Here is a 12,382-nt window from a genome sequence, read left to right as displayed (position 1 = left end):
GCCGAGAGTGGGGGAGCGACGAGCCCCCACCGGCCCTCAGGTACATCACCGCGCACCCAGCGGAGCGCTCAGTCGAGTTCGGCCAGGCGCTCGACCACCGGGGCCACCCTGTTCTCGATCCATACGGCCGGCTCGTCCACGCGCGGGCCCAGGATCACCGTGTCGATGCCGAGCTTCGCGTACGCCGCCATCTCGCGTGTGAAGGCGTCGCGGTCGCCCTCGCCCTGCGGGTCGCCCGAATGGGTGATCGTCTTGCGGATGCCGGTGTACTCGCGCCCCACCGCGTCGCAGTGCCCGCGCAGGACGTCCAGCTTGTGCGCGACCTCCTCCGGGGAGGTGGCGAAGAGATTGCAGGCGTCCGCGTACTGGGCGACGAGTCGGAGGGTCTTCCTCTCGCCGCCCCCGCCGACCATGATCTCCGGTCGCGGGGTGCTCAGCGGCGCCGGTACGCAGAGGGTTTCGGCGAGCCGGTAGTGCTTGCCCTCGAAGGGCCCATTGGCCTCCGGGTCCCACATCTGCAGGCAGATCCGCAGCGTCTCCTCCAGCCGTTCGAAGCGCTCCGCGAGCCGCGGGAATGGCACGCCCAGGCCCTCGTGTTCGCGGTCGTACCAGGCCGCTCCGATACCCAGGGTGCCCCGGCCGCCGGACAGGACGTCGAGCGTGGTGGCGATCTTGGCCAGCAGTCCGGGATGGCGGTAGGTCACGCCGGTCACGAGCGTGCCGAGCTGGATCGTGGAAGTGTGGGCCGCGAGGTAGCCGAGGGTCGTGTAGGCCTCCAGCATGGCGTCCTCGGCTCCGCCGTTGAACTCCATCTGGAAGTAGTGATCCATGACCGAGAGCCAGCTCACGCCCGCCGCTTCGGCCGCGGCGCCCGCCGCGGCCAGCTCGGGGCCGAGCGCGGCCGCGCCCCCGGGATAGTTGAACCGGTTGATGTGAACGCCCACCCGCATGTTCGTCTCCGTCACCCTGAGATCACTGTTGAACCGTCGTCGACTGGCGTGACGGTAGATCTTCGAGCACGCTCGAAGTCAAGCCCCCATCGCTCCGCCGGCCGTGCGGGGCCCCGCCCGGTGAACGCGAACCTCCGACCCGGCGAAGGAACTTGCCCATCCCATACCGCACGGCCCGTCCGGACGTTACCGTTCAGTAGACAACGCGCTTCCGGAGGTGGCCCGTATGACTCCTGACCGTGCCGCGGGTCTGACGGAGTGCGCCCGCGCTCTTGCCGAAGGAACGGTGTCCGCACGGACGCTCGTCGAGGAGGCCCTCGCCAGGATCGAGGCCACGCAGGGCACCCTGAACGCATTCCGGCTGGTCAGGGCCGAAGCGGCACTCGCCGAGGCCGAAGCGGCGGACAAGGAACTGGCGGCGGGCGGGCGCCGGCCGCTGCTCGGGGTGCCGGTGGCGGTGAAGGACGACATGGACGTGGCGGGCGAACCGACCGCGTTCGGCTGCCGCGGGGAGTTCCCGCCGGTGGCCGAGGACGGCGAGGCGGTACGCCGACTGCGGGCGGCCGGGGCCGTGGTCGTCGGCAAGACGAACACCTGCGAGTTCGGGCAGTGGCCGTTCACCGAGGGGCCCGCCTTCGGTGAAACCCGCAACCCGTGGCAGCGCGAGCACACGCCGGGTGGCTCGTCCGGCGGCTCGGCGGCCGCGGTCGCCGCGGGCCTGGTCCCTGCCGCACTGGGCTCGGACGGCGCCGGCTCGGTGCGGATCCCGGCCTCCTGGACGCATCTGATCGGCATCAAGCCGCAGCGCGGCCGGATCTCGACCTGGCCGCGCGCGGAGTCGTTCCAGGGCATCACGGTCAACGGCACGCTCGCCCGTACGGTCCAGGACGCCGCGCTGCTCCTGGACGCGGCGAGCGGCAACCACGAGCACGATCTGCACCGCCCGTCCGCGCTGCGCGTCTCGGACGCGGTGGGCCGGGAGCCGGGTCGGCTGCGGATCGCGCTCTCGCTGAAGCCACCGTTCACGGCGTTGCCCGCGCGACTGCGGCCCGACGTACGAGCCCGGGTCGTCGTGCTCGCGGAGCGGCTGGCCGCGCTCGGGCACGAGGTCGAGGAGGCCGATCCGCCGTACGGGCAGATCGGGCTGACCTTCATCCCGCGCGCCACGGTCGGGCTCGCCGAGCGGGTGCGCGAGTCGCCCCACCCCGACCTGCTGGACCGCCGCACCCGGGACGCCGCCCGCCTCGGCCGGCTGCTCGGCGGCGCCCCGCTGCGGACGGCCCGGCGCGCCGAGGCACGGCTGCACCGGCGGATCGGCGGACTCTTCGACACGTACGACGTGATTCTCGCGCCGACGACGGCCGCTCCCCCGCCGCGCATCGGCGCCCTGCACAGCCTGAACGGCTTCGGCACCGACCGGGCCATGATCGCCGCGTGCCCGTACGCCTGGCCGTGGAACGTGCTGGGCTGGCCCGGCGTGAACGTCCCCGCGGGATTCGTCGACGGCTCCCTGCCCGTGGGCGCCCAACTGCTCGGGCCCGCGGACAGCGAGCCGCTCCTCGTGTCGCTGGCCGCGCAGTTGGAGGCGGACCAGCGGTGGTACGAACAGTGGCCGACCGGTGAATTCGACGGCGCCGTACCGGAGTTCGGGCCGCCCGCCGGGCCGTAGTCTCCCCGCCGGGCCGTAGTCTTGGGACCATGGACGACGCGTCGATGGTGGGGCTGATGGGACGGGTCACCGGCACGGTCGGGCCAGGGCTCGTCGGCGAGGTGATCGTCCGGGTCCGTGGCGGCGCCGAGCACTTCCTCGCGTATCCCGCCTCCCCGAAGGACCGCATCGAGACGGGCATGGTGGTGATGGTGGTGGAGTATCTGCCGCCGCGGACGGTGTACGTGTCGGCGGCGTACGACAGTTGAGCCGATTGAGCCGGTGGAAGTCGTACGTGTACGGCGGTTGAGTCGGTTGAGCCGATCGAAGTCGTACATGCGCGGCGGTTGAGTCGGTCGTAAGCGTCAAAGATGCGCCAAGGACGCGTCAGCGTCTGTACCCCCGGCCCCGCCCGGGCGCACACTCCCTTCGTTCGGTGCCGACAGGGCACCATCCAACAGGGGGCGTATGCCGATGGTTGTCGGCGTCGTGGCGGGGGCAGCGGTCCTCGCGCTCATATTCATCGTCGTGGTCTTCAAACTCATGTGGCGCGTCGCGGAGCCCAACGAAGCACTGATCATCTCCGGTTCGAAGCACCGGACCGAAGGCCTTGAAGAAGGCATGGGATTCCGCATCGTGACGGGGCGCGGCACGCTCGTGCTGCCCGGCGTCCAGGCCGTGCGCAAACTGTCGCTCGACCTCAACGAGACCGAACTGTCCGTGGAGTGCGTGACCCACCAGGGCATTCCGCTCAAGGTGCGGGGCGTGGTCATCTTCAAGGTGGGCGACGACTTCGTGTCGATCGCCAACGCGGGCCGCCGTTTCCTCGACCAGCAGAAGCTGATGGCGGAGCGGGTGCACAACGTGTTCGCCGGTCATCTGCGGTCCATCGTCGGCGGGTTGACCGTCGAGGACATGATCCGCGACCGCGAGAAGCTCACCGGCCAGACGCGTGCCGCGTGCGGTACGGAGATGGAGAAGCTGGGGCTGATCGTCGACTCGTTGCAGATCCACGAGATCGAGGATCCGACGGGCTACATCAAGAACCTGGCCATGCCGCACGCGGCGGCCGTCCAGCGGGACGCCCGGATCGCGCAGGCCGAGGCCAACCGGCTGGCCACCGAGGCCGAGCAGCAGGCTGCCGCGCGGATGTCGGAGGCGACCCGGGACAGCGAGATCCTGCAGGCCGGTTACCAGGCGGAGCGCGACAAGGCCGGCGCGAAGGCCCGGCAGGCCGGGCCGCTCGCCGACGCGGGCGCGTGGCAGGAGGTGGTGGTCCAGGAGACGCGGGTCGCCGAACTGGAGGCGCACCGCCGTGAGCAGCAGCTCCAGGCGGACGTCCGCAAGCCCGCGGACGCGAAGGCGTACGAGAAGCGCACGCTGGCCGAGGCCGAGCGCGACGTCCGCATCTCCGCGGCGCAGGCCAAGGCGAAGGAAACCGAGCTCGCGGCCGCGGCCGAGGCGACCCGGGTCAAGACGGCCGCGGGTGCCGAGGCCGAGGCGACGAAGGCACGGGGCGCGGCCGCCGCGACGGCGACGCGGGCCACCGGTGAGGCGGAGGCCGCCGCCCAGCAGGCCAAGGGGCTCGCGATCGCCGAGTCGACCCGCGCGAAGGGGCTCGCCGAGGCGGAGGCCATCAAAGCGCGGGCCGCCGCGCTCGCGGAGAACCAGGAGGCCGTTGTCGCGCAGCAACTTGCCGAGAACTGGCCGGAGATCGTGAAGGCGGGGGCCGGGGCCTTTGGGAATGTCGAGCACATGGTGCTGCTCAATGGGGCCGAGGGGATGTCGGACATGTTCGCCAAGGCGCTCACCATGGGTGGTACGGGGCTTGGGCTGGCTCGGCAGTTGTTGTCGTCGATGAATCAGAACGGGCAGGTTGGCAAGGACAGTTCGCCGGTGAACGGGGTTTCGGTGCCGCCGGTCGCGCAGAAGGTTCCCGTGGACGGGGAGTCGTAGGAGCGCCGTTGGGGCGTGGGTGCGTTGCCGGCCGCGGGTCGAGTGTGGCTGGTCGCGCAGTTCCCCGCGCCCCTATGGGGCGCGGGTGCTCGCGCCCCCTGTCGAAAGGGGCGCGGGTTCCTGCCGACAGGGCCCGGGTTAACGTGTCGCCCGTGACTGCCTCTGCCGAGCAAGACGTTCCTGGCCGCTTCGGCCCCTCCGCCACCACCGAGGCGGATCCCGGCCGGGTGGGCCGGGTGCGTACCGAGTACTCGCCCGCGCACGACGGTGACCCGGACCCCGGGGAGATCGTGTGGACGTGGGTGCCCTTCGAGGAGAACGACGGACGTGGGAAGGACCGGCCGGTGCTGGTCGTCGCCCGTGAGTCCGCAGGGACCTTCCTCGCCGTTCAGCTGTCGAGCAAGCGGCACGACGGTGACCGGGAGTGGGTGCCGATCGGCAGCGGGCCGTGGGACCGGTCGGGGCGTGACTCGTGGGTGGACGTGGACCGGGTGCTGCGGCTGCACGAGAAGGGGATGCGCCGGGAGGCGTGCGCGCTGGACCGGATGCGGTTCAACCTGGTGGTGCACCGGCTGCGGGAGCGCTACGGCTGGCGCTGAACGTCCCTGAACGCCTGTTCGAAAGCACCCCGCACCGCCGCTCCCTTCGTACGGTCCAGCACGCCGAACACGACGTGTTCGAAGCAGTCGGCGAACCGCCCGCCGTCCGCGAGGAGCGCGTGGAACGCGCTCGCCACCTGCGCCGGATCGTTCTGGAACACCCCGCAGCCCCAGGCGCCCAGCACCAATCGCCGGTAGCCGTGTGCGGCGGCCGTCTCCAGCACCCGCTCGGCCCGTGTCGCGAGGGCGCGCGGCAGCTCGGGCACGCGCTCCGGCGCGGTGCGCAGGACCACTCCGGCGTTGGGCGCGGCGGCGGTCAGGAATCCGGCGGTGTACGGCTCGTCGAGGAGCTCTCCCCGGTCGTCACGGAAGACCGGGACGGCGGGTGAGTGGATCACGCGGTCGGTGTAGAAGGGATCGCGGTGCGCCCGGTGGTGGTCGTAGAACTCGCGGACCTCCACCACGCACGTGTACAGCGCGGAGGCGCGGCACAGGGCCTCTTCCTGGGCCTGCGCGCCGTTCAGATAGCCCCCGCCGGGGTTGCGTGCCGAGGCGAAGTTCAGCACGGCGACCGGGCCGGGCAGGCGCCGCGCCGCCTCCAGGCTGCTCTCGCCCGTGACCTCGAAGAACGTGTCCGCCGGACTGGCCCGCGGCGCGTCCACAGGACTGAGTCGGGGTATCTCCACCGGCCCGGGCCCGTACATCCGCGTCCCCTGCCGCGCGGCGGCCACCGCCGCGGCGATCGACACCTCGCGCCCATCGGACGCACGGTACGAACCCGCCGCGACGATCTCCTCCGTCTGCCGCGCGATGGCGCGCAGGCGAGCGCTCATGGCGCCACCCCTGTACACGCCATGATCGCGTCCCGCGCGATCTTCCACGACTCCCCCGTCGCATCCCCCGTCGTGCTCATGAACGCATGGTGAGTGATCCTGGTATTGCGCCGCAACAGAGTTTCCCGGACCCCAAAAGCGACGATACGCACCCTTGTGCGAGGCGCCGCGAGAGGCTTGGGTGGGACGAGCGACTGCCGGCCCGGCCCCACAGGCACCGGGCCGGTGGCATGAATGGAATCTCAGGAGGATCCCGACATGTCAGATTCGGTGAGTGACTGTACGGAGCGCCGCTCCGCCGTCACCGAGGCCGAAGTGGAGGCGCTGGTCCGCGGCATCTGCTTCAAGACCGGACCACCCCGCTTCCTCGGTGTGGAACTCGAATGGCTCGTCCACGATTCGCGGTCCCCGCGGCTCCCCGTACCACCAGAACGTCTCGAAGCGGCCTATGCCGCTCTGCGGACCCTGCCCCTCAGGTCGACGCTCACCGTCGAACCCGGCGGTCAGCTGGAGCTCAGCTCCGCTCCCGCCGCCTCCCTGATGGAGTGCATCGGATCCGTCTCCGCAGACCTCGACGCCGTACGCGCGGTACTGCGCGAGGCGGGCCTCGCCCTCAGCGGCCTCGGCCAGGATCCCTGGAACCCGCCAACCCGTTTCCTCCATGAGCCGCGCTACGACGCCATGGAGACCTACTTCGACCGCACAGGCCCCGAGGGCCGCGCCATGATGTGCACCTCCGCCTCGGTCCAGGTCTGCCTGGACGCCGGGTACGAGGAGCCGGGACCGCTCGGGCACGGGCGGCGCTGGTGGCTGGCGCACCAGTTGGGCGCGGTCCTGCTGGCCGCGTTCGCGCACTCCCCGATGGCCCGGGGACGGCCCACGGGCTGGCGCTCCACCCGGCAGTCCCTGTGGGCCGCGATGGATCCGGGCCGCTCGAGCGCCCCGTCCCTCGACGGTGACCCGCGCTCGGCCTGGGCCCGGCACGTCCTGGACGCGCCGGTGATGTGTGTACGGGCGCCCAGCGGCCCCTGGGACGTGCCGGAGGGGCTGAGTTTCCGTGCGTGGACGCGGTCCGACGCACCGCCCGACCGGGAGGACCTCGACTACCACCAGACGACCCTGTTCCCGCCGGTGCGCCCGCGCGGCCATCTGGAGCTCCGCATGATCGACGCGCAGCCGGGCGACGACGGATGGATCGTGCCGCTCGCGGTGACCGCGGCACTGTTCGACGACGCCGAGGCGGCCGAGACCGCGTACCGGATGGTCAAGCCCCTTGCGGAGCGGGCCGGTTCGCTGCCCGCCCCCACCAATCCGCTGTGGCTCGCGGCCGCCCGCTCGGGCCTCGCCGATCCCGAGTTGCGGGAGGCGGCCGTCGCCTGTTTCGCGGCTGCCGCCGAGGCCCTGCCCAGAATCGGCGCGAGCGCCGAAGTACGGGACGCGGTCGCGGAGTTCACCGACCGCTATGTGGCCCGGGGCCGCTGCCCGGCCGACGACATCCTCGACCGCGCCGACGGCACCGACGGCACCGACGGCACCGACGGGCTGCGACACGGCACAGAACACCTGCTCCACGGGAAGGACATCCGCACATGACCGCCCCCGATTCCCACCTGGATCCGGAGACGCTCAGGGAGCGCGCGCTGGCGGCGCTGACCACGGCCCGCGACCGCACCGCGCTCCTGACCTCCTGCGTGGAGGATCCCGAACTGACCGCACAGCACTCGCCGTTGATGTCCCCACTGGTGTGGGACCTCGCGCACATCGGCAACCAGGAGGAGCTGTGGCTGCTGCGGACGGTCGCGGGCCGTGACGCGATGCGGCCCGAGATCGACGGCCTGTACGACGCGTTCGAGCACCCGCGCGCCGAGCGGCCCTCGCTGCCGCTGCTGCCGCCCGCCGAGGCCCGCCACTATGCGGCCGAGGTGCGCGGCCGGGCGCTGGACGTGCTGGAGAGCGCCGCGTTCCAGGGCACGGGCACACGGCTGACCGAGGCGGGCTTCGCCTTCGGGATGATCGCCCAGCACGAACAGCAGCACGACGAGACGATGCTGATCACCCATCAGCTGCGCAAGGGCCCCACGGCCCTGACGGCTCCGGACCCGATGCCCGCCCCGGCGTTCACCGGTCCTGCCGAAGTCCTGGTGCCGGGCGGCCCGTTCACGATGGGCACGTCCACCGAGCCGTGGGCGCTGGACAACGAACGGCCCGCGCACCAGCGCCTGGTGCCGCCGTTCTTCATCGACACCACTCCGGTGACGAACGGCGCCTACCAGGCGTTCATCGCCGACGGCGGCTACACCGACCCGCGCTGGTGGACGCCCGAGGGCTGGTCCCACATTCGTACCCACTCCATCGAGGCGCCGCTGTTCTGGCGCCGCGAGGGCGGGGACTGGCTGCGGCGGCGCTTCGGCGTCACCGAGGTCGTACCGCCGAACGAGCCGGTGCTGCACGTCAGTTGGTACGAGGCCGACGCGTACGCCCGCTGGGCGGGGCGGCGGCTGCCCACCGAGGAGGAGTGGGAGAAGGCGGCCCGCCACGACCCGGTGACCGGCCGCTCCACGCGCTACCCGTGGGGCGACGCCGACCCCACGCCCGAGCACGCCAACCTCGGCCAGCGGCACCTTCGCCCGGCCCCCGCCGGAAGCTATCCGGAAGGCCAGTCGCCGCTCGGGGTACGGCAGTTGATCGGTGACGTGTGGGAATGGACGTCCAGCGATCTCCTCCCCTACCCGGGCTTCACGGCCTTCCCGTACAAGGAGTACTCGGAGGTCTTCTTCGGGCCGGAGTACAAGGTGCTGCGCGGCGGCTCGTTCGCGGTCGACGCGGTGGCCTGCCGGGGGACGTTCCGCAACTGGGACTACCCGATCCGGCGGCAGATCTTCTCCGGGTTCCGTACCGCGCGTGACGCCGCTCCGGAGGCGGTCTGATGTGCCGTCACCTCGCTTACCTGGGACCCGAGGAGCCGCTCGGCAGACTCCTCGTGGAACCGCCGCACAGCCTGTTCCGGCAGTCGTGGGCGCCGCGGCGTCAGCGGTACGGGACCGTCAACGCCGATGGTTTCGGGGTCGGTTGGTACGCCGCAGGGGATCCGGCGCCCGCGCGGTACCGGCGTACCGGACCGATCTGGGGCGACCAGTCCTTCGCCGACCTGGCACGGGTGGTGCGCTCGGGCGCGCTGCTCGCCGCGGTGCGCGACGCGACCGTGGCGGGCGCCGACGGGGAGGCCGCGGCGGCGCCGTACACCGCGGGTCCCTGGCTGTTCAGCCACAACGGCGCGGTCGCCGGGTGGCCGCGCTCCCTGGCACCCCTCGCGCAGACCCTGCCGCCCGCCGAGCTGCTGTCGATGGAGGCGCGCTGCGACTCGGCGCTCGTCTGGGCGCTGCTCCTGAACCGGCTGCGCGGCGGCGACGAGGAGGGCCAGGCACTCGCCGACACGGTCCTCGACGTCGCCGCGGCCGCCCCCGGCTCACGCCTCAACCTCCTGCTCACCAACGGCGAGGTCATCGCCGCCACCACCTGGGGCGACACGCTCTGGTATCTGACCGAGCCCGGCCGGCGCACCGTCGTCGCGTCCGAGCCGTACGACGACGATCCGCACTGGCTGGAGGTACCGGACCGCACCCTGCTGGCCGCGAGCCGCACGGACGTGCTGCTCACCCCGCTGAAGGACGTCGAGGAACACCTGGCATCCGCACCAACCAAGGAGCCCAGTACGTGAGTCCGTTCCTGGTCACTCGCACCCTGCCCGAGGACGCCACCGACGCCGCCCTGCGCGCGGACGTCCTGCACGGCCTGACCCGCACACCCAAGACGCTCCCGCCGAAGTGGTTCTACGACGCGCACGGCAGCGAGCTCTTCGAGAAGATCACCGAACTGCCCGAGTACTACCCCACGCGCGCGGAGCGCGAGATCCTCGTGGCCCGGGCCGCCGAGATCGCCGGGGCGACCGGTGCGCGCACCCTGATAGAGCTGGGCTCCGGGTCCTCCGACAAGACCCGGCACCTGCTCGACGCGCTGTCCGGCCTGCACACGTACGTGCCGGTGGACGTCAGCGAGAGCGCGCTCACGCAGGCCGGACAGGCGTTGATCGCCGAGCGGCCCTCGCTCGACGTGCACGCGCTGATCGCCGACTTCACCGGCGGTCTCGCGCTGCCCGGCACGCCCGGGCCGCGGCTCGTCGCGTTCCTGGGCGGCACGATCGGCAACCTGCTGCCCGCCGAACGCGCAGCCTTCCTGACCTCCGTACGCTCCCTGCTGTCGCCCGGCGACGCCCTGCTGCTCGGCACGGACCTGGTGAAGGACGAGTCGGTCCTCGTCGACGCCTACGACGACGCGGCCGGCGTGACGGCCGCGTTCAACAAGAACGTGCTGACCGTCGTCAACCGTGAGCTGGGCGCCGACTTCGACCCCGACGAGTTCACCCATGTCGCCCTCTGGGACACCGAGCGGGAGTGGATCGAGATGCGGCTGCGCGCCCGTTCGGCGCTGACCGTGAAGATCCCCGCGCTCGACCTCGCCGTCGACTTCACGGAGGGCGAGGAACTGCGGACCGAGGTGTCGGCGAAGTTCCGCGAGGAGGGCGTACGCACGGAACTGGCCGCGGCCGGACTCGAGCTCACGCACTGGTGGACGGACCCGCAGGGGAGGTTCGCGCTGTCGCTGAGCATGGCCCGGTGACCCTCGCCGGACCGGAGCCCGGGCGGTCCCACGTCTCCCGGGCCTACATCTCGCGGTCCACCGCCTCGTGCGGCACCGTGGAATAACGCGTGGCACACGGGCCACGGCGGAGAGGAGTACCCGCATGTCCGACCACACCTACCGGGTCACCGAGATCGTCGGGAGTTCGCCCGACGGCATCGACCAGGCGATCCGCAACGGCATCGCCCGCGCTTCGCAGACCCTGCGCAACCTCGACTGGTTCGAGGTCACCCAGGTCCGCGGGCAGATCGAGAACGGGGAGATCCAGTACTTCCAGGTCGGCCTGAAGGTCGGCTTCCGACTGGAGGACGCGGGCTGACCACTCCGGCGTACGGGGCGAGGCCAAGGTGTGGGACGAGCCCAGCTGCGGGGTGAGTTCAGGTACTGGGTGAGTCCAGGTGCGGGGCGAGCGGGCCGTTCAGGTCCGCCCCTCCCGCTCCTGCGCCACCTTGAGCGCCTCTGACGTGGCCGCCCAGCGCGCCCGTACGACGGTGAAGCCGGCCCGTTCGGCGTCCTCGCACACGAGCTCGTCGTCGTCCACGAGCACCCGGACCTCACGGTCCCGGGCGAGTCCGCGGAGGATCTCCAGCTTGGTGCGCCGGGCGGGCCTGCGGTCGTCGTTGCGCCGCATCCGGATCCGTCCCTCGGGCAGCCCCTGGGCGGCGAGCCAGGCCACCGTGTCCTTGCGGCAGCGCTCGGGGCGTCCGGTGAGGTAGAGGATCTCGCACTCCTCGGCGTGCTTCAGGGCCAGGGCCACACCCTCGGCCAGCGGCGGATCCTGCGGCGCCGCCGCGAAGAAGGCGTCCCAGTCCCGCGGCTTGCGCTCCAGGAACCGCTGCCGGTGCGCCGTGTCGGCGAGCGTGCCGTCGAGGTCGAATACGGCGAGGGGCCTGCGCGCGTCCGATCCGAGGCGTGGCCTGCTGTTGTTCGTCACCCGGCCCACCCTAGAGCGCCGCTTTCCGCGTGGGCCACGGCACGGGTGGCTACGGCCGGGGCGGCTACGGAACGGGCTCGGTCTCCGCCTGCTCCTTCTTCGAGGCCCGCAGGCTGGTGAAGGTCGTCACCGCGAGCACCAGGACGATGAAGCCGAGCGAGAACGGGATGCTGATCTCCGGGACGTATGACGCAGCTTCTCCAGTCCGTGCGCTTGGTCATAGCGGTAACCTACAATTAACTGTCTATGGAAGATAATTCTTCGGAAGATGAGTGATGGCTGACGCTGACCTGAAGCTGCTGTACCGGGAGTTGGTCTCGCTGGAGATCGAGTTGTGGGACGGCATCGAGGGGCGTCTGCGGGCCGAGTACGACCTGGCGCTGACCTCGTTCGAGGTGCTGCACCTGCTGCTGCGGCGGCCCGGGCGCCGGATCCAGGACATCGCGGAGGAGTTCTCGATCACGGTGGGCGGCACGAGCAAGGTGGTCGATCGTCTGGAGGCGGCGGGCCTGTGTGGGCGGCGCGCCAATCCGAACGACCGCCGTTCCTCGATCGTCGAGCTGACGCCCGAGGGGCGGAAGCTCGTGGACGGGGCACTGAAGGTCTTCGAGGAGGAGCTGGAACTGCGTATCGGGTCGGTGATTCCCGAGCAGTCCGTACGCGAGGTGACCGCGGTCCTCGGCGCGCTGCGGACAGCCGGACGCGCCCTGGACGCGGAGCGGAAGGCCGCCGCGCAGACGCCGGTGCCCGCTGTGCGGGCGACG

General features: G+C 71.6%; 13 protein-coding genes and 1 pseudogene. 10 read left to right on the top strand and 4 right to left on the bottom strand.

Translation table 11 applies throughout. The features are described from left to right. Positions 1 to 68 precede the first annotated feature (68 nt). Entirely contained in the window at positions 69 to 950 is an 882-nt protein-coding gene (locus GAS53_RS02055; protein WP_151475638.1) for an LLM class F420-dependent oxidoreductase, read from the bottom strand. A gap of 226 nt (positions 951 to 1,176) precedes the next feature. On the opposite strand from GAS53_RS02055, the gene GAS53_RS02050 reads away from it, so the two are divergent. From GAS53_RS02050 to GAS53_RS02035, 4 genes are all read left to right on the top strand, one after another. Beyond that, positions 1,177 to 2,619 (top strand): amidase, encoded by a 1,443-nt coding sequence (locus GAS53_RS02050; RefSeq protein ID WP_151475637.1) that lies wholly within the window; start codon positions 1,177 to 1,179, stop codon positions 2,617 to 2,619. A gap of 29 nt (positions 2,620 to 2,648) precedes the next feature. Next, complete coding sequence (locus tag GAS53_RS02045; RefSeq protein WP_151475636.1) at positions 2,649 to 2,867, top strand: hypothetical protein; 219 nt, start codon at positions 2,649 to 2,651, stop codon at positions 2,865 to 2,867. 199 nt (positions 2,868 to 3,066) lie between these two features. Beyond that, positions 3,067 to 4,554: an SPFH domain-containing protein gene (locus GAS53_RS02040; RefSeq protein WP_151475635.1), complete on the top strand. Its 1,488-nt coding sequence runs from the start codon at positions 3,067 to 3,069 to the stop codon at positions 4,552 to 4,554. A 152-nt stretch (positions 4,555 to 4,706) separates the two neighbouring features. Continuing rightward, a complete protein-coding gene (locus tag GAS53_RS02035; RefSeq protein ID WP_151475634.1) occupies positions 4,707 to 5,153 on the top strand; it encodes a type II toxin-antitoxin system PemK/MazF family toxin in 447 nt (148 codons plus the stop codon). Here the strand turns inward: GAS53_RS02035 and GAS53_RS02030 are convergent. Further along, a complete protein-coding gene (locus GAS53_RS02030; RefSeq protein WP_151475633.1) occupies positions 5,138 to 5,986 on the bottom strand; it encodes a TIGR02452 family protein in 849 nt (282 codons plus the stop codon). The two genes, GAS53_RS02035 and GAS53_RS02030, sit on opposite strands and share 16 nt — an antisense overlap. Before the next feature lie 258 nt (positions 5,987 to 6,244). On the opposite strand from GAS53_RS02030, the gene egtA reads away from it, so the two are divergent. The 5 genes from egtA to GAS53_RS02005 all read left to right on the top strand — a co-directional run bounded on the left by egtA (position 6,245) and on the right by GAS53_RS02005 (position 11,003). Continuing rightward, complete coding sequence (gene egtA / locus GAS53_RS02025; RefSeq protein WP_151475632.1) at positions 6,245 to 7,579, top strand: ergothioneine biosynthesis glutamate--cysteine ligase EgtA; 1,335 nt, start codon at positions 6,245 to 6,247, stop codon at positions 7,577 to 7,579. Beyond that, positions 7,576 to 8,913 (top strand): ergothioneine biosynthesis protein EgtB, encoded by a 1,338-nt coding sequence (gene egtB, locus GAS53_RS02020; RefSeq protein WP_151475631.1) that lies wholly within the window; start codon positions 7,576 to 7,578, stop codon positions 8,911 to 8,913. The genes egtA and egtB overlap by 4 nt, the downstream gene beginning before the upstream one ends. Next, positions 8,913 to 9,704 carry an ergothioneine biosynthesis protein EgtC gene (gene egtC, locus GAS53_RS02015; RefSeq protein WP_151475630.1) on the top strand — a complete coding sequence of 264 codons (792 nt, stop codon included), beginning with the start codon at positions 8,913 to 8,915 and terminating at the stop codon, positions 9,702 to 9,704. Before egtB ends, egtC begins: the two co-directional genes overlap by 1 nt. Beyond that, positions 9,701 to 10,663 carry an L-histidine N(alpha)-methyltransferase gene (egtD, locus tag GAS53_RS02010; RefSeq protein WP_151475629.1) on the top strand — a complete coding sequence of 321 codons (963 nt, stop codon included), beginning with the start codon at positions 9,701 to 9,703 and terminating at the stop codon, positions 10,661 to 10,663. Before egtC ends, egtD begins: the two co-directional genes overlap by 4 nt. A 124-nt stretch (positions 10,664 to 10,787) precedes the next feature. Beyond that, complete coding sequence (locus tag GAS53_RS02005) at positions 10,788 to 11,003, top strand: dodecin (protein ID WP_151475628.1); 216 nt, start codon at positions 10,788 to 10,790, stop codon at positions 11,001 to 11,003. Between the two features lie 99 nt (positions 11,004 to 11,102). Here the strand turns inward: GAS53_RS02005 and GAS53_RS02000 are convergent, their stop codons facing one another. After that, on the bottom strand, positions 11,103 to 11,618 hold the full coding sequence (locus tag GAS53_RS02000) for a phosphatase domain-containing protein (protein WP_151475627.1): 516 nt from the start codon (positions 11,616 to 11,618) through the stop codon (positions 11,103 to 11,105). 64 nt (positions 11,619 to 11,682) lie between these two features. After that, positions 11,683 to 11,817 (bottom strand): annotated as a pseudogene (locus GAS53_RS55960) (TerC family protein); the annotation flags it as partial. Between the two features lie 76 nt (positions 11,818 to 11,893). Between GAS53_RS55960 and GAS53_RS01990 the strand changes: the two are divergent. Beyond that, on the top strand, positions 11,894 to 12,382 hold a 489-nt coding region (locus GAS53_RS01990; protein ID WP_151475806.1), incomplete at its 3' end, for a MarR family winged helix-turn-helix transcriptional regulator.

It is taken from the genome of Streptomyces albicerus (assembly GCF_008905045.1).
Classification (GTDB): domain Bacteria; phylum Actinomycetota; class Actinomycetes; order Streptomycetales; family Streptomycetaceae; genus Streptomyces; species Streptomyces albicerus.
The sequence above is the reverse complement of the archived record's forward strand: the minus strand, read 5'-3'. Positions and strand labels throughout refer to the sequence as shown.

Bases quoted from the DNA above. Each gene is read 5' to 3' on its own strand.
- egtB (WP_151475631.1), top strand. From the start codon at position 7,576: ATGACCGCCCCCGATTCCCACCTGGATCCGGAGACGCTCAGGGAGCGC.
- egtC (WP_151475630.1), top strand. From the start codon at position 8,913: ATGTGCCGTCACCTCGCTTACCTGGGACCCGAGGAGCCGCTCGGCAGA.
- GAS53_RS02050 (WP_151475637.1), top strand. From the start codon at position 1,177: ATGACTCCTGACCGTGCCGCGGGTCTGACGGAGTGCGCCCGCGCTCTT.
- GAS53_RS02005 (WP_151475628.1), top strand. From the start codon at position 10,788: ATGTCCGACCACACCTACCGGGTCACCGAGATCGTCGGGAGTTCGCCC.
- GAS53_RS02030 (WP_151475633.1), bottom strand. From the start codon at position 5,986: ATGAGCGCTCGCCTGCGCGCCATCGCGCGGCAGACGGAGGAGATCGTC.
- GAS53_RS02040 (WP_151475635.1), top strand. From the start codon at position 3,067: ATGCCGATGGTTGTCGGCGTCGTGGCGGGGGCAGCGGTCCTCGCGCTC.
- GAS53_RS02055 (WP_151475638.1), bottom strand. From the start codon at position 950: ATGCGGGTGGGCGTTCACATCAACCGGTTCAACTATCCCGGGGGCGCG.
- egtA (WP_151475632.1), top strand. From the start codon at position 6,245: ATGTCAGATTCGGTGAGTGACTGTACGGAGCGCCGCTCCGCCGTCACC.
- GAS53_RS02045 (WP_151475636.1), top strand. From the start codon at position 2,649: ATGGACGACGCGTCGATGGTGGGGCTGATGGGACGGGTCACCGGCACG.